Source organism: Polynucleobacter arcticus (assembly GCF_013307205.1).
GTDB lineage: Bacteria > Pseudomonadota > Gammaproteobacteria > Burkholderiales > Burkholderiaceae > Polynucleobacter > Polynucleobacter arcticus.
Map to the genome: position 1 here is coordinate 902,744 of NZ_CP028940.1, position 20,855 is coordinate 923,598.

The window sequence follows — 20,855 nt, forward strand, 5'->3', positions numbered from 1 at the left end:
TAGGATTTTAAGCAGTTTTTACCCCCTCTTTTTTTGGGGTAGACCAGTGGTGCAATGCAGTAGAATTGATGAGTTTTGAAACATGCCGACGTGGTGAAATTGGTAGACACGCTATCTTGAGGGGGTAGTGGCTTAGGCTGTGCGAGTTCGAGTCTCGCCGTCGGCACCAATTGAGAGATTTATAGCGTTTTAATGCTTTAAATCAAGGTTTTATGTAGCGGAATAATTGAAAATCTCATTTTTAGGATTTATCAGACGAACGACTCAGGACCATTTTGAATCTCGCTAACTATTTTCCTGTTCTGCTTTTTATCCTTGTAGGTATTGGGGTTGGTTTAGTACCCATGTTCCTTGGAAAAATCCTGGCTCCTTCAAAGCCAGACGCTGAAAAACTGTCGCCATACGAGTGCGGTTTTGAGGCCTTTGAAGATGCGCGTATGAAATTCGACGTGCGTTATTACCTTATTGCCATCCTGTTTATCTTATTTGACTTAGAGACTGCATTCCTGTTTCCATGGGGTGTGGCTTTGCGTGATATTGGTTGGTTCGGCTACGCCTCTATGGTGATTTTCCTCTTGGAATTCATCGTGGGTTTCGTATATATCTGGAAAAAGGGCGCTCTCGACTGGGAGTGATCGATATGGCACTAGAAGGCGTTCTCAAAGAAGGATTTGTTACCACAACTGCGGATCAGTTGATTAACTGGACCCGTAATGGTTCTTTATGGCCAATGACATTTGGCCTTGCTTGCTGCGCCGTGGAAATGATGCATGCGGGTGCGTCCCGTTATGACTTGGACCGTTTTGGTGTGGTATTCCGTCCATCTCCACGTCAGTCAGACTTGATGATTGTGGCAGGCACTTTGTGCAACAAGATGGCACCAGCGCTGCGTAAGGTTTACGACCAAATGCCAGAGCCACGTTGGGTAATTTCCATGGGTTCCTGTGCCAATGGTGGTGGCTATTACCATAACTCGTATTCAGTAGTTCGCGGTTGCGACCGCATCGTGCCTGTAGACATTTATGTTCCTGGCTGCCCTCCAACTGCAGAAGCTTTGATCTACGGAATTATTCAGCTGCAATCTAAGATCGCGCGAACCAGCACGATTGCGCGGAAGGCTTAAATCATGTCAGATCGTTTAGCGCAGCTCGTCGCCAATTTAGAAAAAGTACTCGGTAAGCGCGCAAACTCTATTCATTCCGCATTAGGTGAGGTTACTGTGGTTTTAAATGCAGATACTTATCTTGAGTCAGCCATGCTCTTGCGCGATGAGCCTTCATTGGCTTTTGAGCAATTGATTGACTTATGCGGCGTGGATTATCAAGATTTCCGAGACGGTGCTTGGACTGGACAGCGCTTTGCTGCTGTTACTCATCTCTTGTCTTTGGCGCATAACTGGCGTTTGCGTGTCCGCGTGTTTGCTCCAGAGGATGCCTATCCAGTTGTTGCTTCACTGACTCCAGTTTGGGCGGCAGCGAATTGGTTTGAGCGTGAAGCATTTGACCTCTACGGTATTTTGTTTGATGGCCACGAAGATTTGCGTCGTATTTTGACTGACTACGGTTTTATTGGTCATCCATTTAGAAAAGATTTCCCCATCACTGGAAACGTAGAAATGCGTTTCGACCCAGAGTTAAAGCGTGTGGTGTATCAGCCCGTGACGATCGAGGCCCGTGAAATCACACCACGCATCGTCCGCGAAGAGCAGTATGGAGGCCCGGTTTAAGTCATGGCACAAATTAAGAACTACACCCTCAATTTTGGTCCTCAGCATCCTGCGGCGCATGGCGTGTTACGTCTGGTGCTGGAGTTGGATGGCGAGGTCATTCAGCGCGCAGATCCCCATATTGGTTTATTGCATCGCGCGACAGAGAAATTAGCAGAGACACGTACTTGGATTCAGAACGTTCCTTATATGGATCGTTTGGACTATGTATCGATGATGGTAAATGAGCATGCTTATGTGATGGCAATTGAAAAATTGCTGCAAGTAGACGTGCCTTTGCGTGCCCAGTACATCCGCGTAATGTACGATGAGTTAACGCGTTTGCTCAACCACCTCTTATGGATCGGTTGTCACGGTCTTGACGTTGGCGCAATGGCTGTGTTTTTGTATGCTTTCCGCGATCGTGAAGATATCTTTGATATGTATGAAGCGGTGTCTGGCGCGCGTATGCATGCAGCCTACTACCGTCCAGGTGGTGTCTATCGCGACCTACCAACGCAAATGGCACAGTACTCTCAGTCGAAGATTCGTAGCACTTCTTCAGTCAAGCGTTTAAATGAGGTCCGTAGCGGTACATTGCTGGATTTCATTGAAGAGTTTTCTGGGCGCTTTGATGGAAACGTCGACGAATATTGCAATCTCTTAACAGATAATCGTATTTGGAAACAGCGCTTAGTGGGTATCGGTGTTGTGACGCCTGAGCGCGCTTTGCAGCTCGGCTTTACTGGCCCCATGTTGCGCGGTTCTGGTATCGAGTGGGACTTGCGTAAGAAGCAGCCATACGAAACTTACGACAAATTGGATTTTGATATTCCAGTCGGCGTCAATGGCGACTCTTACGATCGTTACTTGGTCCGTATGGAGGAGATGCGTCAATCGAATCGCATCATTAAGCAGTGCGTTGCGTGGCTCAAAGCAAATGACGGTCCTGTCATGAGTGATAACCATAAAGTGTCCCCACCAAATCGGGTAGACATGAAGACCAATATGGAAGAGTTGATTCACCACTTCAAACTCTTTACTGAGGGTATACACGTTCCTGATGGTGAGGCTTATTCGGCTGTTGAGCATCCAAAAGGGGAGTTCGGTGTTTACTTAATCTCGGATGGCGCCAACAAGCCATACCGCATGAAGATTCGTGCAGCAGGATTTGTGCACCTTTCTGCTATGGATGAGATGTCACGCGGCCATATGTTGGCTGATGCGGTAACGATTATTGGTACCCAAGATATTGTGTTCGGGGAGATTGACCGCTAATACAGCGCGCCAAGGGATAAATTCATGACAACAACGTTACAACTATCTGACAACACGCTCGCAGACATTGCGCGCAATGTCGCGAAATACCCTCCAGAGCAAAAACAGTCTGCTGTGATGGCTGCTCTTATTGCCGCTCAAACCGAAGTAGGTTGGGTTTCACCAGAAGTGATTGCCACGGTTGCTCAAATTTTAGAAATGCCGACGATTGCTGTTGATGAAGTAGCGACTTTTTACAATATGTACGACACCAAGCCAATTGGTAAATACAAGTTAGTAATTTGTACAAATTTACCTTGCCAGCTCAATCATGGTGAAACTGCTGCAAGTCATTTAAAAGCAACGCTAGGCATTGGTTATAACGAGACAACCCCTTGCGGCACATTCACCTTAAAAGAGGGTGAGTGCATGGGTGCTTGCGGAGATTCTCCCGTGTTGCTGGTCAATAACAAGCGTATGTGCAGCTTCATGAGCAATGAAAAAATTGATGCTCTATTGAATGAGCTACGTGCAGAAGGGAAAGCAGCATGACCAGTTTGCACGATAGACATATTAAGCCCCTCATTCTTGCCGGATTGAATGGTGAGAACTGGCGCTTAAAAGATTACGAAAGCCGTGGCGGTTATCAACAGTTGCGTCGCATTATCAATGACAACATTGCACCAGATGCCATCATTGCTGAATTAAAAGCATCATCTTTGCGGGGCCGCGGAGGCGCAGGCTTCCCAACCGGATTGAAGTGGAGCTTCATGCCCCGCCAATTCCCGGGTCAAAAGTATTTAATTTGTAATAGCGATGAAGGTGAGCCTGGTACTTTTAAAGATCGCGACATCATGCGCTATAACCCGCATGCCTTGATTGAGGGCATGATCATTGGTGCCTACACTATGGGCATTAGCGTGGGTTACAACTATATTCACGGCGAAATTTGGGATGTCTATTCCCGTTTCGAGGAGGCGCTTGAAGAGGCTCGTGCTGTTGGATACCTTGGCGACAAGATTTTGGGCAGCGAGTTCAATTTCCAATTGCATGCCTCTCCAGGTTGGGGTGCTTATATTTGCGGTGAAGAAACTGCGCTCTTGGAATCCCTTGAAGGTAAGAAGGGTCAGCCTCGCTTTAAGCCACCATTCCCAGCGAGTTTCGGTTTGTATGGCAAGCCAACCACGATTAACAATACCGAAACCTTTGCAGCTGTGCCATTCATTATGGCTATCGGTGGCCCGGCATATTTAGAGTTGGGCAAGCCTAACAATGGTGGTACAAAGATTTTCTCCGTCTCTGGCGATGTGAACTATCCGGGTAACTATGAAATTCCATTGGGCACACCTTTTGCAGAGTTGCTAAAGCTGGCCGGTGGTATGCGTGATGGTATTTCCCTGAAGGCCGTGATTCCTGGTGGATCTTCAGCCCCAGTGATTCCCGGTGCTGAAATGATGACTCTGACAATGGATTACGACAGTATTGCAAAAGCAGGCTCGATGTTGGGATCTGGCGCAGTGATCGTGATGAATGAAACGCGTTGCATGGTGCGTGCATTAGAGCGCCTGTCTTATTTCTATCATGAAGAGTCATGTGGACAGTGCACGCCGTGTCGCGAAGGAACTGGCTGGTTGTGGCGCATCGTTAGCCGCATTGAGCGCGGCGAGGGGCGTCCAGAAGATTTAGATTTATTGAACGACGTTGCAGTGAATATCCAAGGCCGCACCATTTGCGCTTTAGGTGATGCTGCTGCACTACCAGTTCGTGGCATGTTGAAGCATTACATGGATGAATTTGTGTATCACGTAGAACATAAGCGCTGCTTAGATTCTGCTAAACCTTTATAAGACATTGAGCACGGGACATCTTAAAGTGAGCATGGTTGAAATCGAATTAGATGGCAAGGCAGTAGAAGTTCCGCAAGGTTCGATGGTGATGCACGCCGCGACCAAGTTGGGCACTTACATCCCGCACTTCTGCTATCACAAGAAATTATCTATTGCTGCCAACTGCCGCATGTGTTTAGTAGAAGTGGAGAAGGCACCGAAACCATTGCCAGCTTGTGCAACGCCAGTAACGCAAGGCATGAAGGTGTTCACGCATTCCGCTAAAGCAGTGGAAGCACAGCGTTCCGTGATGGAGTTTCTTCTGATCAACCATCCTTTGGATTGCCCAATTTGCGATCAAGGTGGTGAGTGCCAGTTACAAGATTTAGCGGTAGGTTATGGAAAATCGAATTCTCGCTATGAAGAAGATAAGCGGGTGGTTTTCCATAAGAATGTAGGCCCATTGATCTCTATGCAAGAGATGAGCCGTTGTATTCACTGTACCCGTTGTGTTCGCTTTGGCCAAGAAGTGGCTGGCGTCATGGAATTGGGTATGGTTAACCGCGGTGAGCATTCTGAGATCACGACATTTACTGGTCAAACGATTGATTCCGAGTTGTCTGGAAATATGATTGACTTATGTCCAGTGGGCGCTTTGACTAGTAAGCCATTTCGCTATGCTGCGCGTACTTGGGAGTTAGGGCGTAAGCGTTCAGTAAGTCCGCACGATAGCTTGGGTGCTAATGCCACTGTTCAAACTAAAGCAAACAAAGTCATGCGTGTCGTTGCCTTGGATAACGAGGAAATTAATGAGTGTTGGATCAGTGATCGTGATCGCTTTTCCTATGAAGGCTTGAATAGTACCGATCGTGTCACCACGCCAATGGTCAAGCAGGGTGGTCAGTGGCTTGAGACTGATTGGGAGTCAGCCATGAATTATGTGGCCCACTCATTAAAGACAATCTCTGCTGAAAATGGCCCGGAAGCCATCGGAGCATTAGCGCATCCAATCTCCAGTACTGAAGAATTACATCTACTGCAAAAGCTAGTTCGTGGTTTAGGCTCCAATCAAGTTGAAACCCGTTTACGTCAAACCGATGTAACAGGCTCCGCATCTGCTCCTTGGCTAGGCATGCCGATTGCTCAAGTGAGTGGGTTAGATCGTGCATTGGTAATCGGAAGTTTCTTGCGCAAGGATCAGCCTCTCATAGCTCTGCGTATGCGTGCAGCAGCTAAACGTAATCTACAAGTTCTTCGTATTGATGCAGGTGGTGATGACTGGTTGATGCCTAGTGTGGGTATTGCAGCTTCTCCAGGTGCATGGCTTAACGCATTAAGCGAAGTTGCCCAAGCTGTAGCCAAAGCAAAATCCACTTCTGTGCCATCAGGCACTATTAGTTTGCCGGTGACAGCTTCTGCGCAAAAGATTGCAGATAGCTTGCTTTCGGGTACAACTTCATCCGTATTACTTGGCTCTGCTACAGTCGCGCATCCCCATGCATCTGATTTGCATGTACTAGCTCAATTTATTGCAGAGCAAACTGGTGCTACCTTAGGCTTCTTGCCAGTCGGCGGCAATGCAGTTGGCGCTAGTTTGGTCAATGCCAATGGTGCGGGCGTTAATTCCATTCTCTCCGGCGATCGTCGTGCTGTGCTCTTGATGAATATCGAGCCTGATGCTGATTTGCCGAATGCGCTACAAGCACGCGCTGCATTGGCTAAGGCTAATACAGTGATCGCTTTAAGTGCTTTTAAGAGCCCTGATCTCTTGGAAGTGGCGGATGTCATTTTGCCGATTTCTACCTATACCGAAACCGTATCTACATTTGTAAACGCGGAAGGTCGCACTCAGACGATTCAGCCGGCCGTGAAACCCTTGGGTGATTCTCGTCCAGCATGGAAGGTTCTTCGTGTTCTTGGTGGTTTACTGAATTTAGATGGTTTCTTATTTAACTCACCAGAAGAAGTATTAGGTGAGGCACTTTCAGAAAATGATCTTAACAAGTTGAGCAATCAATCTACTGCTGCTGGATTAGGAAATACCAACTTATCTCCAGCGAAGGGTTTAGAGCGCATTTCGGATGTCGGTATTTATGCTGGCGATCCAATCGTGCGTCGCTCATCAGCATTACAGCTAACACGTGATGCCAAGCGCAGTAATCAACTTGGTTTAGGTCAAGCACTCTTTAATGAGCTTGGCTTAAAAGAGGGCGATGCTGTGCGAGTCACCCAAGACGGTCACTCCATCGATTTACCAGCAACATTGGAGTCATACCTGGCTGCCGGGACTGTCAGAATTTCTGCGGGCACACATGCTAATGCTCAATTGGGACCAATGTTCGGCTCTGTAACTGTGAGTAAGGCATAAGGGACAAGATGGATAATTTCTTGAACGCCATTACTACTCAGGGTGAGGCCATCTTTGGATCGTTATGGCCACTCGTTTGGGCTCTAGTACGTATTGTAATTATCGTATTGCCGATGTTTGCTGCGGTTGCCTATATGACGCTCTGGGAGCGTAAGTTGATTGGCTGGATGCATATGCGCCTCGGCCCGAATCGTGTTGGCCCATTGGGTTTATTGCAACCGATTGCTGATGCTTTGAAGTTGCTGATGAAGGAGATCATTGCTCCCACTCAAGCTAGTAAGGTTCTATATTTCATTGCGCCGGTCATGGTGATCATGCCCGCATTTGCTGCTTGGGCTGTGATTCCTTTTCAGGCAAAAATGGTCTTAGCTGATGTCAATGCCGGATTGCTGTATGTAATGGCAATATCCTCCATTGGCGTCTATGGCGTGATCTTGGCTGGCTGGTCTTCTAACTCCAAGTACCCATTCCTAGGCGCTATGCGCGCCTCAGCCCAGATGATTTCTTACGAGATCGCAATGGGTTTTGCATTAGTCACGGTGTTGTTGACATCAGGCTCTTTGAATTTGAGCGCGATTGTTAGCTCCCAAGAGCAGGGCTACTTTGCCAGCATGGGTTTGAACTTCCTTTCATGGAACTGGCTGCCATTGCTCCCCATGTTCATCATCTACTTTATCTCTGGCGTAGCTGAAACCAATCGTCATCCTTTTGACGTGGTTGAGGGTGAATCCGAGATTGTTGCTGGCCACATGGTTGAATACTCGGGCATGGCATTTGCGATGTTCTTCTTGGCTGAATACGCCAATATGATTTTGATCGCAGCTTTGGCCTCCACATTGTTTTTGGGTGGTTGGTTGCCTATCGTTGATTTGCCCATCTTGCGCGATATCCCAGGTTTCTTCTGGTTGTTTGCTAAAACCTTCTTCCTTTTATCTTGCGTTATTTGGTTGCGCGCTACCTTACCCCGTTATCGATATGACCAAATTATGCGTCTAGGCTGGAAAATCTTTATTCCGATCTCCGTATTCTGGGTTGTTGTCGTTGGCGCATGGGTTATATCCCCATTGAATATTTGGAAATAAGTTGATCAATCATGTTTAAGAAAATTTCCCAATTCCTTGATAGCTTGATGCTCAAAGATATTTTGGTCGGTATGTCCATTACCGGCCGCTATCTCTTCAAGCCAAAAATTACTGTTCAATATCCTGAAGAAAAGACTCCGCAGTCCGTTCGCTTCCGTGGTCTACACGCTCTGCGCCGTTATGAAAACGGGGAAGAGCGCTGTATTGGTTGCAAGTTGTGTGAAGCAGTTTGTCCAGCATATGCGATCACCATTGAAACAGCCGAGCGGGATGACGGTACACGTCGCACTAGCCGCTATGACATCGACTTAACAAAGTGTATTTTTTGCGGCTTTTGCGAAGAGGCCTGCCCAGTAGACGCTATTGTTGAAACAAATATTTTTGAGTATTTCGGTGACAAGCGTGGTGATTTGTATTTCACCAAAGAAATGCTTTTGGCTGTGGGCGACAAGTATGAAAAAGATATTGCCGCTAACCGCGCAGCTGATGCGCCTTATCGTTAATCGAATCGAGCACAACGACATATGACATTCGATACTTCTACACTCTTTGCGGCATTTTTCTATGCTTTTGCTGGCCTATTAGTGCTATCTGCATTGCGCGTGGTGACTGCGCGCAATCCGGTGCATGCCGCACTGTTCCTGGTTTTGGCTTTCTTCTGCGCCTCTGGCTTGTGGATGCTGCTGAAAGCGGAGTTCTTAAGTTTGGCTTTGATTCTGGTTTATGTTGGCGCTGTGATGGTGCTTTTCTTGTTTGTAGTGATGATGCTAGATCTTGATATTGAGCATTTACGCCGAGATTTTAAGAAATACCTGCCGGTAGCGCTGTTAATGGGTGCAGTCATCGTATTGGAGTTGTCGATTGTATTGATCCGTAGCTTTATTGGTACCAGTACTCCAGTTCAGCCGATGCTCGAAGAAATGACTGCAAGTAACACCAAAGCATTGGGTATGTTGATCTTTGTTGACTATGTTTATGCTTTCGAAGTTGCGGGCGTCATTCTGCTGGTTGCCATTATTGCTGCCGTTGCGTTGACTTTGCGTAATCGCAAAGACTCCAAGTCACAAAATATTCATGAGCAAGTCAATGTCAATTCTGCTGATCGTATGCGCATCGTGAAGATGGGCTCTGATATGGCTGCCAAGCAAGATTCTCGCGGGGAGAAGAAATGACTATTACCCTGGCTCACTACTTAGTCCTTGGCGCAATTCTGTTTGCGACCAGTGTGATTGGTATTTTCTTGAACCGTAAGAACATCATTGTGCTGTTAATGGCTATTGAACTAATGCTCCTTTCGGTGAACATGAACTTTATCGCTTTCTCTCATTATTTGGGGGATATGGCTGGTCAAGTATTTGTATTCTTTATTTTGACTGTGGCTGCTGCTGAGGCGGCAATCGGTCTGGCTATTTTGGTTGTTCTCTTCCGTAAGGTGGACACCATCAATGCTGAAGACCTTGACCACCTAAAAGGCTAGTCATGCAATTGACCTTAACTCTTCCTGTTCTCTGCGCAATTCCGTTGGCGCCTTTATTTGGCTCAGTCATTGCGGGATTCTTTGGAACTAAATTGGGTGGTAATCGAATTGGTAATGGCGCTTCCCAGTTTGTGACCATTCTTGGTGTCATGATTGCCTTCGTTTTGTCTTGCTTTGTATTAGTTCAGGTAATGGATGGTTTCTATTTCAACGGTACCGTATACCGCTGGATGCAGTTGGGTGAACTGAATCTGGATATTGGTTTTTTAATCGATCCGTTGACAGCCACCATGATGTGTGTGGTGACCTTTGTTTCTTTGATGGTGCACATCTATACCATTGGCTATATGAAGGGTGAAGAAGGTTATAACCGTTTCTTCTCCTACATCTCACTCTTTACCTTTGCCATGTTGATGTTGGTGATGAGTAATAACCTCTTGCAGCTCTTCTTCGGCTGGGAAGCAGTGGGTGTGGTTTCTTATTTGCTCATTGGCTTCTACTATGAGCGTCAGTCAGCTGTATTTGCCAATATGAAGGCTTTTTTAGTTAATCGTGTTGGTGACTTTGGCTTCATTCTAGGTATTGGGCTATTGTTAGCTGGCACTGGCTCCATGAACTACGATGTTATCTTTTCCCAGAACACTGCCTTAGCTGCGCAAACATTACCTGGCACTAATTGGAATTTAGTCACTGTTGCTTGTATCTGCCTATTTATTGGTGCGATGGGTAAATCAGCTCAATTTCCTCTACATGTGTGGTTGCCCGATTCGATGGAGGGCCCAACCCCAATTTCTGCGTTGATTCATGCGGCGACGATGGTAACTGCTGGTATTTTCATGGTGTCGCGCATGTCACCTCTATTTGAGTTGTCTGATGTGGCATTGAGCTTCATCTTGGTAATTGGTTCAATTACGGCACTCTTTATGGGTTTCTTAGGCGTAGTCCAAACCGACATCAAACGGGTGATCGCTTACTCAACATTGTCACAGTTGGGTTATATGACGATTGCCTTGGGTGTTTCTGCTTATCCAATCGCCATCTTCCACCTCATGACACACGCATTCTTCAAGGCCCTCCTATTCCTTGCTGCAGGTAGCGTGATCTTGGGTATGCACCACGAGCAAGATATGCGCAAGATGGGTGGACTTTGGAAGTACATGCCAATTACCTGTCTCATGATGTTGTTGGGTAATTTGGCGTTAGTCGGTACCCCATTCTTCTCCGGCTTTTATTCAAAAGACTCGATCATCGAAGCGGTAGCCGCTAGCCATATTCCTGGTTCTGGTTTTGCCTACTTTGCCGTGATGGCTAGTGTTTTTGTAACGGCCTTGTATTCCTTCCGTTTGTATTTCTATGTGTTCCACGGTAAAGCCCGTTGGGGTCATGCAGATGCTCATGCGCATGATCACCATCATGATCACGCAGAGCAGGGTGATGATCATGCGCATCATGGTTTAGCTCCTGGGCAAAAACCACATGAGTCTCCATTTGTTGTGACTTTGCCTTTGATTCTGCTGGCAATTCCATCGGTGATCATTGGTTACTATACGATTACACCGTTGTTGTTTGGCACCTACTTTGGCGATTCTATTTTTATTGATTTAGCTCGCCATCCAGTAATGAAAGAGCTAGAGGATGAATTCCATGGTCCTATTGCCATGGCGATGCATTCCTTGACATCACCTGTATTGCTGTTGGTAGTTCTGGGTGTCTTAACTGCTGCAATTGGCTACCTCTGGGCGCCGAAGTTGCCCGGAGTTGTTGCGCAGGCCTTTGCGCCTATCAAAAAGTTGCTTGATAACAAATACTATCTCGATGATTTAAACCAAGTGGTATTCGGCAAAGGCTTGTTGTGGATCGGCGGAGTCTTGTGGCATCGCGGTGATCAACAGGCTATTGACGGTTTCTTGGTTAACGGAAGTGCGCGTGCGGTAGGGCGTTTCTCCGCAGTTATTCGCCATTTGCAATCCGGCTATCTTTATCACTATGCATTTGCGATGATCGCAGGCTTAGCGTTGTTGTTAGCTTGGGTTTTGTACGCTTACCTGCCTTTTGTTCGCTAGGCCTTTGTTACTTAAGTAGCCATTATGATTCTTTCCTTCTCCATCTGGATTCCCATTCTCTTTGGACTCATTATTTTGTTTTATGGGTCTGAAAAGCCTACCGCTGGTGTCCGCTGGTTGGCTCTCGTGGGCTCGGTACTTGGCTTCATTGCCACCTTGCCATTGGTAATTGAGTTTGATATTGCCAATCCTGGTATGCAGTTTGTAGAGAAGATGAGCTGGATTCCTCGTTACGATATCAACTACCACTTAGGTGTCGATGGCATCTCGGTTTGGTTCATCGTCTTGACAGCATTCATTAATGTTTTGGTGGTGGTTGCAGCTTGGGAAGTCATTGATAAGAAGGTCTCCCAGTACATGGCGTCTTTTCTAATCCTTTCTGGATTAATGATCGGCGTATTTGCAGCTCTAGATGCTTTGCTGTTTTATGTGTTCTTTGAAGCGACCCTGATTCCTATGTACATCATCATCGGTGTATGGGGTGGTCATAACCGGATTTATGCTGCATTCAAGTTCTTTTTGTATACCTTGCTCGGTTCCTTATTAACCTTGATTGCCATGCTGTACCTGTACAACGTGACAAATACCTTCGACATTTTGGCTTGGCACAACGCACGCCTAGACATCGTTGAGCAAGTTCTATTGTTCTTTGCCTTCTTTATGGCATTTGCTGTCAAGGTGCCCATGTGGCCTTTACATACTTGGTTGCCAGACGTTCACGTTGAAGCGCCAACGGGTGGATCGATAGTTCTTGCTGCCATCATGTTGAAGTTGGGTGCTTATGGTTTCTTACGCTTTTCATTGCCTATAGCTCCTGATGCAAGTCAGTTTCTAGGCCCATTTATTATTTTCCTGTCCTTGGTTGCCGTGATTTATGTTGGCGCAGTTGCTTTGGTTCAGAAAGATATGAAGAAGCTGGTAGCCTATTCATCTGTTGCGCATATGGGTTTTGTCACCCTAGGCTTCTTCCTCTTTAGCCCATTGGGTATTGAGGGCGGTATTGTGCAGATGATTTCTCATGGCTTTGTAGCTGGCGCTATGTTCTTGTCAATTGGTGTGCTGTATGACCGCATGCATACTCGTCAAATCGCAGACTACGGCGGTGTTGTTCACCGTATGCCTGCCTTTACTGCTTTTGCCGTCTTGATGGCGATGGCCAACTGTGGCCTGCCTGCTACCTCCGGTTTTGTGGGTGAGTTCATGGTTATTTTGGCTGCTGTCGATTATGACTTTGTGATTGGTATCTTAGCGGCCACCGCTTTGATTTTGAGTGCTGCTTACTCCTTATGGATGGTCAAGCGTGTGTTCTTTGGCGCTATCACTAATGCGCATGTTGAAGAGTTAAAAGACCTCAATGCACGTGAGTATTTCATGATGGCGGTTCTGTCCATCTGCGTAATCGGTATGGGTGTTTATCCAAAACCTGTTACCGACATCATTCATCCTGCCGTGATTAATCTGTTGCAGCATGTTGCTGTCAGCAAACTCTGAGTAAAAGCTAATGCAAGCATTTGACCTATACGCCATCCTGCCAGAACTCGTTTTACTCGTAGTCGCCTGCCTATTATTGGTGGCTAGCGTCTATGTTCCTGAGCGTCAGCCTGCCACCCCTGGGGTAGAGCAGGATATTTTCCATACACCGCGTGGCGTTGGCTTTGTTTACTTCTTCACTATCATTTTGTTGGTTTATTTGATCCTGGCATTTGTTGCTCGCATGGATGATGTTTCTGTTGTCGCCATGAATGGTTTATTTCAGTCTGATCCGCTCTCCAATCTATTAAAGGCGTGCTCCTGCGGCGCAGTTTTGATTAGCCTTATTTACTCTAAGCAGTACTTGATGGATCGTGCGATTTTCCGCCCAGACTTTATTGTTTTGGCTTTGCTAGCCCTGTTGGGTCAATTTGTATTGATTTCTGGCGCCAACCTCTTAACGCTGTATTTGGGTCTTGAGCTAATGGCTTTGCCAACTTACGCTTTGGTAGCCATGCGTCACAATAACGAGAAGAGTGTTGAGGCAGCGATTAAGTACTTCATTCTTGGTGCTTTGGCATCTGGCTTCTTGCTTTATGGCATGTCTATGTTGTATGGCGTTACTGGATCGCTTGATCTCATCGAAATCTTTAGAACCGTCGCTGACCCGCGAGTGAATCATTTAGTCATGGCATTTGGTCTGGTATTTATTGTTTCTGGCTTAGCGTTTAAGCTGGGCGTTGTGCCATTTCATATGTGGGTTCCTGATGTATATCAAGGTGCACCAACAGCGGTTACTTTAATGATCGCTGCGGCGCCGAAACTAGCGGCCTTTGCTTTGTTATTCCGCCTATTAGTGAATACTCTGTTGCCACTGATGGGCGATTGGCAGCCGATGCTGTTGATTCTTGCTGTGCTGTCTTTGGTGATCGGAAATATCACTGCTATTGCGCAAACCAATATCAAGCGTATGTTGGCATACTCAGCTATCGCACAAATGGGCTTTGTGTTGCTGGGCATGTTATCGGTATTCGACGACCACGCTTATAGCGCATCTACTTTTTACGTTATTACCTATGTCTTGACGACCTTGGGTAGCTTTGGACTTTTAATGATGCTATCTCGCAAAGGACATGACTGCGAAACGATTGACGATCTCAAAGGCTTAAATAAGCGTCATCCTTGGTTTGCTTTTATTGGTCTTGTAATGATGTTCTCTTTAGCGGGTATTCCGCCAACAGTAGGTTTTGCTGCAAAACTTGGCATACTTGAAGCCTTGGTAGATGGTGAGCATACTTTCTTGGCTGTAGTTGCAGTCATTGCCTCGTTAATTGGCGCCTTCTATTATTTGAGGGTTGTTAAGGTCATGTACTTTGATGAGCCAAAGGCAGAGCATGCCGCAGAGATTTCTGGATCTGGTTTTGCTCGCGGCTTGCTGAGTCTGAATGCTATTTTGGTGCTCGCATTGGGAATCTTCCCTGCGGGTCTAATGGCCGTTTGTCTAGATGCCATGCGACGTACTTTGTTAGGCTCCTAAGTGGGTATGCAGTTGATGACGATGGGCTCCGAATAGGGGCCTTTCTTTTTGGTGTCATCCTAGTTTTGTAAGATGGTTATTCAATATACGAAAGAGGCATGATGACTGAAAAATCGTTTCAAGACCTTCCGATTGGCGATGTGCATTTAAGGGAAGAGCGCTTATCTGGTGAAGATATCTATGGTGGCATTTTTCTGAATATGAAGCGAGATCAAGTGAGCCTGCCCGATGGAAATCAAGCTGTACGTGAATACCTTACTCATCCTGGTGCAGTAGCTATTCTCGCAATCTTGGATGACGGTAGAGTGCTTATGGAACGTCAGTATCGCTATCCAATTGCAAAAGCTTGTATTGAGATCCCAGCCGGAAAGCTAGACCCTAAAGAAGGTCACCTCGTATGCGCACAGCGAGAACTGGCAGAGGAGACCGGTTACACGGCGACTAAATGGAGCTTCATTCGTCGCATTCATCCGGTAATTTCCTACTCGACTGAATTTATTGATATCTACTTGGCTGAAGGCTTGGTTTCGGGTAAAAGCCACTTAGATGAAGAAGAGTTTTTGGATGTATTCGCCTCACCGCTTGAGCAGCTGCTGGAGTGGGTTGAGCAGGGTGAGATTACGGATGTGAAGACCACAATAGCAACTTACTGGCTAGATCGTTACCGACGCGGTCTAGTAAGTCCTAAGCTCATCCAAGGATGATTTAAGAATCCTATTAAAATAGGGCTATTGAATTTTGTACTTTTGCCCCGATATAGGTCTTATGAAAGTTTACAACCTTGCTTGCCCACTAGATCATCGCTTTGAGGGATGGTTTGCCTCTGAAGAGGATTGCCTTGCTCAGCAAGACAAGGGAATGCTCGCATGCCCCGTTTGTGAAAGTACTGACATTACTCGCATGCCATCTGCGCCGCATATTGGCAGATCTAGCTCTAGCAAAGAGGCCTCTAGTTCAACTGAGCTTACCACCATCAATCCTGCTGTATCTGATAATAACGGTGTCAGTGACACTATGAACGGCACCATTAGCGGAGATGTTGTTGCTCTCACCGGTAGCGATCATTCTCAATTGGAGGCTCAAGTACAGGCAGCTTTCTTAAAGGGTATGCGTGAGTTAATGGGGCGATCCGAGGATGTTGGCAACTCTTTTGCTGAAGAGGCTCGCAAAATTCACTACAAGGAATCTCCTGAACGGAGTATTCGTGGGCAAACCACTCTAGATGAAGCCGAAGCTTTGCGCGAAGAGGGGATTGAAGTGATGGCGATGCCCATGATGCCTGCCTTCAAAAATACCTTGCAATAGTTAACACTCCAGAATTGAAGCCACTTTAGCCTTCACCTCCATCTGACCAGAGTAAAAAAATAGCGACCCACAGGCCGCTATTTTTATTTGCAGATCTTCTCTGCTGCATACTGATTACTTCGAAGTCGGCATCACAAATTCTGCACCTTTGGCAATGCTTTCTGGCCAACGCTGCATGACACTCTTTTGCCTAGTGTAGAAGCGAACACCTTCTTTGCCATAGGCATGCATATCTCCAAAGAGGGACTTCTTCCAGCCACCAAAGCCATGCCAAGCCATAGGTACGGGGATAGGTACATTAATGCCAACCATGCCAACCTGAACACGACGTGCAAACTCGCGGGCAATGTTGCCATCACTCGTAAAGCAGGCAACACCATTGCCGTATTCACAGGAGTTCACTAAATTTAATGCCTCTGTAAAATTCGCAACGCGCACACAAGCTAGTACTGGCCCAAAGATTTCCTCAAGATAGATCTTCATATCTGGCGTGACACCATCAAAGAGGGTGCCACCAATAAAGAAACCATTCTCATGCCCTGGTACTTTTAAACCACGACCATCCACTAGTAACTTTGCACCTGAAGCAACGCCACTCTCAATGTAGCCAGTGATACGCTCTAAAGCTGCTTTAGTAACAATCGGACCCATCTCAGCATCGAGCTCCATGCCATTCTTTACCTTAAGCGTCTTAGTGCGCTCAATCAGTTTTGGCATGATTTTTTCAGCAACATCACCTACCAATACTGCAACTGAGATCGCCATGCAGCGTTCACCAGCAGAGCCGTAGGCTGCACCAATCAAGGCATCAATAGTTTTATCGATATCGGCATCGGGCATGACCACCATGTGGTTCTTTGCACCACCCAAGGCTTGGGAACGTTTACCAAAGTGAGCACAGCGCTCATAGAGGTAGTTCGCAATTGGTGTTGAACCCACAAAACTGACTGCTTTCACATCTGGGTTTTCGATCAAGGCATCTACCGCCTCTTTATCACCTTGAACAACGTTAAATACGCCGTCTGGTAAACCAGCTTCTTTCAGAAGCTTGGCCATCAACAATGAGGCAGATGGATCTGTTGGGCTAGGTTTGAGAATGAAAGTATTACCGCAGGCAATTGCTACCGGGAACATCCACATCGGAACCATGACCGGGAAGTTAAAAGGCGTTATGCCAGCGACCACACCTAAGGGCTGTCGCATAACCCAGTTATCGATATCAGTGGAAACCTGCTCGGTGTAGTCACCTTTTAAGAGCTCGGGTATTCCAGTTGCAAACTCCACAATATCGATACCGCGGGTCACTTCGCCTTGGGCATCGGTAAACACCTTGCCGTGCTCAGCGGTAATGATTGCAGCCAATTCATCCTTGTGGGCATTCAATAGTTCAAGATACTTGAACATGATGCGCGCACGGCGAAGTGGGGAGGTCTGACCCCAAGTCTGAAAGGCAGCTTGAGCAACAGCAACAACATCATCAACTTCTTTACGGCTAGCTAAAGCTACTCGTCTAGCAACCGCTCCTGTTGAAGGGTTGAATACGTCAGAAAAGCGGCCATCCTTAGGATTGACTAGCTTACCGCCAACAAAGTGGCCAATATCTTCTTTTGATTCAAAGGCTTGTGGTGCGCTCATAGTATTTTACTTTATGTTTTTTTGACGGATTTTAGGTTTAATAAAAGTGGCTTTAACTATATTCTATAAAACTGCTAGCCTCGTTTATCCTACGGGTTCTATTTTATCCCTTTCACCACTGACACGTTTTTTTAGCACCCCTGGACCTTATATGAGCCTTCTGTTTTCTAGCTTCGAATTGAACTCGCCTAAGGGGGTATTAGAGCTCCCGAACCGCATCGTGGTGGCGCCAATGTGCCAGTACTCGGCAATAAACGGCGAGGCCCAAGACTGGCATCTGATGCACTGGGGCAATCTGCTGAATAGTGGCGCAGGACTTTTCATTATTGAAGCTACGGGCGTTACGCCCGAAGGGCGTATTACCCCTGCTTGCCTGGGCTTGTGGGATGACCGAACGGAGTCAGCCCTCAAAGATAAGCTTAATAGAGCCCGTCAATTAGCCCCAGCTACGCCAGTATTTATCCAACTGGCCCATGCTGGTCGTAAAGCCTCCAGTTCCACTCCATGGGCTGGGGGTCAATTGCTCTCCAAAGAGCAGGGCGGCTGGGATATGGTTGCTCCATCAGCCATCCCACAGTTAAAAGATGAGCGTTTGCCACATGAACTCTCTCAAGCGGAGTTGACAGAGCTCATTACCGCTTTTGTTATTGCAGCGCAGCGTGCAGAACGCGTCGGGGTTGATGGTATTGAGCTGCATGGGGCTCATGGCTATCTCTTGCATCAATTTCTGTCACCCATCGCCAATCAGCGTACCGATGAATACGGCGGCTCCTATGAAAATCGCATTCGCTTTGTTCTGGAATTATTTAAAGCGGCGAGAGCAGCCTATCAAGGCGTATTGGGCATTCGTATTTCTGCTAGCGATTGGATCGAGGGTGGCTGGACTCCTGAAGAGACCGCCGACTTTGCCGCTCGCCTAAAACCACTGGGATGTAATTTTGTTCATATCTCTTCTGGTGGAATTTCTCCATTACAAAAGATTGCGATTGGGCCAAAATATCAAGTGCCGTTTGCCAAGATTGTGAAAGACCGGTCTGGTATCCCTACGATGACTGTCGGCCTTATTACAGAGCCAAAGCAGGCTGAGGAAATTTTGCAAGCAGGTGATGCAGATTTGATTGCTTTGGCGCGTGCATTTTTATACAAGCCAAGATGGGCTTGGGAGGCCGCTACAGCTTTAGGTGGCACTGTTCCGTCTAATGAGCGTTATTGGCGCTGTCTACCGCGTGAGGCTCAAGCCATTTTTGGTGATGTCAAAGTAGGGCAGCGATAATAAGAAGCTACCCAGTCTTGAATTGATCCACCGAACAAAACCCGAAATGACTTACCTATGAAGCAACACTCTCTACGAGAATCTTGGCTGGAAGACGCCGTTAGATATTTAGAGCCAGTCTTTTCGAAGGCGGGGTATGCCATTCCGCCGGTAAGAGTCTCTTGTGGTTTTCCAGCCTCCAGTAGTCCAAGAACAACCTTGGGTCAATGCTGGCCACGTGAGCGCTCTGGCGGCGGTGTCAATGAGATCTTTATCTCTCCGAAGTTAGATGACCCTGTTCAGCTCCTAGACACGCTTGTACACGAACTTTGTCATGCTGTGGATGATTGCTTTAGCGGTCATGGTGAAGACTTTAAGGGAATTGCACAAACTGTTGGTTTGGAGGGACCAGCCAGAATGGCCCATGCTACTGAAGAGCTCATGGTGCGCTTAATGATGATTAGTCAAGAGCTTGGCCCTTATCCACACCAAGCAATTGTTTTTCCGCCACCCAGGCCCAGTAATGCTATCCGTAATAAGGCTAAGTGTGGGCAGTGTGGCTATGAAGTCACCTTACTCAAGAAGTGGGCCACTTATGGCGCCCCTATTTGTCCTAAAGACAATATTCGAATGCAAGAAGCTGTTCTAGAAACAATTGAAAATACGACTGATCACGATACGGAATCTGTTGCGGGCTCAAAGCCGAAGACGGATGAGATACGTCGTGCGATTAGTTAAATCGATATCCCATTAAGACCAACAAGACCATGAGACCTTAAACAATGAACACAAAGAAACCTGTTAAAAATCCGAAAATTGCAGTGATTGCTGGCGACGGTATTGGAAAAGAAGTGATGCCAGAGGGTGTGCGTGCGCTGCAGGTAGCCAATCAAAAATTTAATATTGGCATGCAGTTCGATCACTTTGACTTTGCTAGCTGTGACTATTATCTCGAGCATGGCAAGATGATGCCGGATGATTGGTTTGAAACTCTGATGCAGTATGACGCCATTTTCTTTGGCGCAGTAGGCATGCCGAATATCCTTCCTGACCATGTTTCATTGTGGGGTAGCTTGATTCAATTCCGCCGCTCTTTTGATCAGTATGTGAACTTGCGGCCGGTCCGATTATTGCCGGGCGTCCCATGCCCTCTCGCCAATCGCAAGCCGGGTGATATTGACTTCTTTGTAGTTCGTGAAAATACTGAGGGTGAGTACTCTAGCGTCGGTGGGAAAATGTTCCCCGATACAGATCGAGAATTTGTTGTTCAAGAATCCGTCTTTACACGTCATGGTGTCGATCGCATCCTCAAGTACGCCTATGAATTGGCTCAGAGTCGCCCGAAAAAACATTTAACTTCTGCCACTAAATCGAATGGCATCGCAATCACTATGCCTTATTGGGATGAGCGAGTTGAGGCAATGTCAAAACAGTTTTCAGAGGTGAGAACGGATAAGTACCATATTGATATTTTGACGGCACAATTTGTAATGAACCCTGATCGTTTTGATGTTGTTGTTGCAAGTAATTTGTTTGGCGATATTTTGTCTGACTTGGGTCCAGCCTGTACTGGCACAATTGCTGTAGCTCCATCTGGCAGCATTAATCCAGAGGGTAAGTTCCCATCACTATTTGAGCCGGTTCATGGTTCTGCGCCCGATATCTTTGGCAAGATGATTGCTAATCCGATTGGTCAAATTTGGAGTGGGTCGATGATGCTAGATCACTTGGGTTACCCAGAAGCCGGATTAGCTATTTTTAATGCAATCGAGAAGGTCTTGGTTGCGGGTGGGGCACCTCTCACGCCAGATTTAGGCGGCACCGGAAAAACGGATGACTTGGGTAAGGCTATTGCTGCAGCAATTTGATGAATAGTTA

General features: G+C 46.8%; 20 protein-coding genes and 1 tRNA gene. 20 read left to right on the plus strand and 1 reads right to left on the minus strand.

What is annotated here, in order from left to right; all coding sequences use genetic code 11:
* Positions 1 to 84 precede the first annotated feature (84 nt).
* The 17 genes from DN92_RS04570 to DN92_RS04650 all read left to right on the plus strand — a co-directional run bounded on the left by DN92_RS04570 (position 85) and on the right by DN92_RS04650 (position 16,090).
* Positions 85 to 169, plus strand: a tRNA-Leu gene (locus DN92_RS04570).
* Positions 170 to 275: 106 nt separating this feature from the next.
* Positions 276 to 635: an NADH-quinone oxidoreductase subunit A gene (locus DN92_RS04575; protein WP_011902892.1), complete on the plus strand. Its 360-nt coding sequence runs from the start codon at positions 276 to 278 to the stop codon at positions 633 to 635.
* Between the two features lie 5 nt (positions 636 to 640).
* Entirely contained in the window at positions 641 to 1,123 is a 483-nt protein-coding gene (locus DN92_RS04580) for a NuoB/complex I 20 kDa subunit family protein (RefSeq protein WP_011902891.1), read from the plus strand.
* A gap of 3 nt (positions 1,124 to 1,126) precedes the next feature.
* Positions 1,127 to 1,726, plus strand: coding sequence for an NADH-quinone oxidoreductase subunit C (locus DN92_RS04585; protein WP_173960143.1), 600 nt, complete (start codon positions 1,127 to 1,129; stop codon positions 1,724 to 1,726).
* Positions 1,727 to 1,729: 3 nt separating this feature from the next.
* On the plus strand, positions 1,730 to 2,983 hold the full coding sequence (locus tag DN92_RS04590) for an NADH-quinone oxidoreductase subunit D (protein ID WP_173960144.1): 1,254 nt from the start codon (positions 1,730 to 1,732) through the stop codon (positions 2,981 to 2,983).
* 24 nt (positions 2,984 to 3,007) lie between these two features.
* The gene (nuoE, locus tag DN92_RS04595; RefSeq protein WP_173960145.1) at positions 3,008 to 3,514 is read left to right on the plus strand and encodes an NADH-quinone oxidoreductase subunit NuoE; all 507 of its coding nucleotides are present in this window, start codon (positions 3,008 to 3,010) and stop codon (positions 3,512 to 3,514) included.
* Positions 3,511 to 4,809, plus strand: coding sequence for an NADH-quinone oxidoreductase subunit NuoF (nuoF, locus tag DN92_RS04600; RefSeq protein WP_173960146.1), 1,299 nt, complete (start codon positions 3,511 to 3,513; stop codon positions 4,807 to 4,809). The genes nuoE and nuoF overlap by 4 nt, the downstream gene beginning before the upstream one ends.
* 31 nt (positions 4,810 to 4,840) lie before the next feature.
* Positions 4,841 to 7,156, plus strand: a complete 2,316-nt coding sequence (gene nuoG, locus DN92_RS04605; protein WP_173960147.1) for an NADH-quinone oxidoreductase subunit NuoG — start codon at positions 4,841 to 4,843, stop codon at positions 7,154 to 7,156.
* Positions 7,157 to 7,164: 8 nt separating this feature from the next.
* On the plus strand, positions 7,165 to 8,238 hold the full coding sequence (nuoH, locus tag DN92_RS04610; RefSeq protein WP_173960148.1) for an NADH-quinone oxidoreductase subunit NuoH: 1,074 nt from the start codon (positions 7,165 to 7,167) through the stop codon (positions 8,236 to 8,238).
* 11 nt (positions 8,239 to 8,249) lie between these two features.
* Complete coding sequence (nuoI, locus tag DN92_RS04615; protein ID WP_015420928.1) at positions 8,250 to 8,741, plus strand: NADH-quinone oxidoreductase subunit NuoI; 492 nt, start codon at positions 8,250 to 8,252, stop codon at positions 8,739 to 8,741.
* Between the two features lie 21 nt (positions 8,742 to 8,762).
* Positions 8,763 to 9,410: an NADH-quinone oxidoreductase subunit J gene (locus DN92_RS04620; protein ID WP_173960149.1), complete on the plus strand. Its 648-nt coding sequence runs from the start codon at positions 8,763 to 8,765 to the stop codon at positions 9,408 to 9,410.
* Entirely contained in the window at positions 9,407 to 9,715 is a 309-nt protein-coding gene (gene nuoK / locus DN92_RS04625) for an NADH-quinone oxidoreductase subunit NuoK (RefSeq protein WP_173960150.1), read from the plus strand. Before DN92_RS04620 ends, nuoK begins: the two co-directional genes overlap by 4 nt.
* A 2-nt stretch (positions 9,716 to 9,717) precedes the next feature.
* Entirely contained in the window at positions 9,718 to 11,778 is a 2,061-nt protein-coding gene (gene nuoL / locus DN92_RS04630) for an NADH-quinone oxidoreductase subunit L (protein ID WP_173960151.1), read from the plus strand.
* Between the two features lie 24 nt (positions 11,779 to 11,802).
* Positions 11,803 to 13,269, plus strand: coding sequence for an NADH-quinone oxidoreductase subunit M (locus DN92_RS04635; RefSeq protein WP_173960152.1), 1,467 nt, complete (start codon positions 11,803 to 11,805; stop codon positions 13,267 to 13,269).
* 10 nt (positions 13,270 to 13,279) lie between these two features.
* A complete protein-coding gene (gene nuoN, locus DN92_RS04640) occupies positions 13,280 to 14,785 on the plus strand; it encodes an NADH-quinone oxidoreductase subunit NuoN (RefSeq protein ID WP_173960153.1) in 1,506 nt (501 codons plus the stop codon).
* Positions 14,786 to 14,886: 101 nt separating this feature from the next.
* Positions 14,887 to 15,489: an NUDIX domain-containing protein gene (locus tag DN92_RS04645; protein WP_173960154.1), complete on the plus strand. Its 603-nt coding sequence runs from the start codon at positions 14,887 to 14,889 to the stop codon at positions 15,487 to 15,489.
* A 61-nt stretch (positions 15,490 to 15,550) separates the two neighbouring features.
* The gene (locus DN92_RS04650) at positions 15,551 to 16,090 is read left to right on the plus strand and encodes a DUF1178 family protein (RefSeq protein ID WP_173960155.1); all 540 of its coding nucleotides are present in this window, start codon (positions 15,551 to 15,553) and stop codon (positions 16,088 to 16,090) included.
* A gap of 114 nt (positions 16,091 to 16,204) precedes the next feature.
* On the opposite strand, the gene DN92_RS04655 is transcribed toward DN92_RS04650, so the two are convergent.
* On the minus strand, positions 16,205 to 17,725 hold the full coding sequence (locus tag DN92_RS04655; protein ID WP_173960156.1) for a CoA-acylating methylmalonate-semialdehyde dehydrogenase: 1,521 nt from the start codon (positions 17,723 to 17,725) through the stop codon (positions 16,205 to 16,207).
* Between the two features lie 151 nt (positions 17,726 to 17,876).
* Between DN92_RS04655 and DN92_RS04660 the strand changes: the two genes are divergently transcribed.
* Genes DN92_RS04660 through DN92_RS04670 form a run of 3 tightly spaced genes read left to right on the plus strand, consistent with a single transcriptional unit; the run spans position 17,877 to position 20,845 of the window.
* Positions 17,877 to 18,998, plus strand: coding sequence for an NADH:flavin oxidoreductase/NADH oxidase (locus tag DN92_RS04660; RefSeq protein ID WP_173960157.1), 1,122 nt, complete (start codon positions 17,877 to 17,879; stop codon positions 18,996 to 18,998).
* Between the two features lie 57 nt (positions 18,999 to 19,055).
* Positions 19,056 to 19,715, plus strand: coding sequence for a SprT family zinc-dependent metalloprotease (locus DN92_RS04665; protein WP_173960158.1), 660 nt, complete (start codon positions 19,056 to 19,058; stop codon positions 19,713 to 19,715).
* 44 nt (positions 19,716 to 19,759) lie between these two features.
* A complete protein-coding gene (locus DN92_RS04670) occupies positions 19,760 to 20,845 on the plus strand; it encodes a tartrate dehydrogenase (RefSeq protein ID WP_173960159.1) in 1,086 nt (361 codons plus the stop codon).
* Positions 20,846 to 20,855: the final 10 nt, after the last annotated feature.

Bases quoted from the DNA above. Each gene is read 5' to 3' on its own strand.
- nuoH (WP_173960148.1), top strand. From the start codon at position 7,165: ATGGATAATTTCTTGAACGCCATTACTACTCAGGGTGAGGCCATCTTT.
- DN92_RS04635 (WP_173960152.1), top strand. From the start codon at position 11,803: ATGATTCTTTCCTTCTCCATCTGGATTCCCATTCTCTTTGGACTCATT.
- DN92_RS04655 (WP_173960156.1), bottom strand. From the start codon at position 17,725: ATGAGCGCACCACAAGCCTTTGAATCAAAAGAAGATATTGGCCACTTT.
- DN92_RS04590 (WP_173960144.1), top strand. From the start codon at position 1,730: ATGGCACAAATTAAGAACTACACCCTCAATTTTGGTCCTCAGCATCCT.
- nuoF (WP_173960146.1), top strand. From the start codon at position 3,511: ATGACCAGTTTGCACGATAGACATATTAAGCCCCTCATTCTTGCCGGA.
- DN92_RS04645 (WP_173960154.1), top strand. From the start codon at position 14,887: ATGACTGAAAAATCGTTTCAAGACCTTCCGATTGGCGATGTGCATTTA.
- nuoL (WP_173960151.1), top strand. From the start codon at position 9,718: ATGCAATTGACCTTAACTCTTCCTGTTCTCTGCGCAATTCCGTTGGCG.
- DN92_RS04620 (WP_173960149.1), top strand. From the start codon at position 8,763: ATGACATTCGATACTTCTACACTCTTTGCGGCATTTTTCTATGCTTTT.
- DN92_RS04585 (WP_173960143.1), top strand. From the start codon at position 1,127: ATGTCAGATCGTTTAGCGCAGCTCGTCGCCAATTTAGAAAAAGTACTC.
- DN92_RS04580 (WP_011902891.1), top strand. From the start codon at position 641: ATGGCACTAGAAGGCGTTCTCAAAGAAGGATTTGTTACCACAACTGCG.
- DN92_RS04665 (WP_173960158.1), top strand. From the start codon at position 19,056: ATGAAGCAACACTCTCTACGAGAATCTTGGCTGGAAGACGCCGTTAGA.
- DN92_RS04670 (WP_173960159.1), top strand. From the start codon at position 19,760: ATGAACACAAAGAAACCTGTTAAAAATCCGAAAATTGCAGTGATTGCT.
- nuoI (WP_015420928.1), top strand. From the start codon at position 8,250: ATGTTTAAGAAAATTTCCCAATTCCTTGATAGCTTGATGCTCAAAGAT.
- DN92_RS04650 (WP_173960155.1), top strand. From the start codon at position 15,551: ATGAAAGTTTACAACCTTGCTTGCCCACTAGATCATCGCTTTGAGGGA.
- nuoK (WP_173960150.1), top strand. From the start codon at position 9,407: ATGACTATTACCCTGGCTCACTACTTAGTCCTTGGCGCAATTCTGTTT.
- nuoE (WP_173960145.1), top strand. From the start codon at position 3,008: ATGACAACAACGTTACAACTATCTGACAACACGCTCGCAGACATTGCG.
- nuoG (WP_173960147.1), top strand. From the start codon at position 4,841: ATGGTTGAAATCGAATTAGATGGCAAGGCAGTAGAAGTTCCGCAAGGT.
- nuoN (WP_173960153.1), top strand. From the start codon at position 13,280: ATGCAAGCATTTGACCTATACGCCATCCTGCCAGAACTCGTTTTACTC.
- DN92_RS04660 (WP_173960157.1), top strand. From the start codon at position 17,877: ATGAGCCTTCTGTTTTCTAGCTTCGAATTGAACTCGCCTAAGGGGGTA.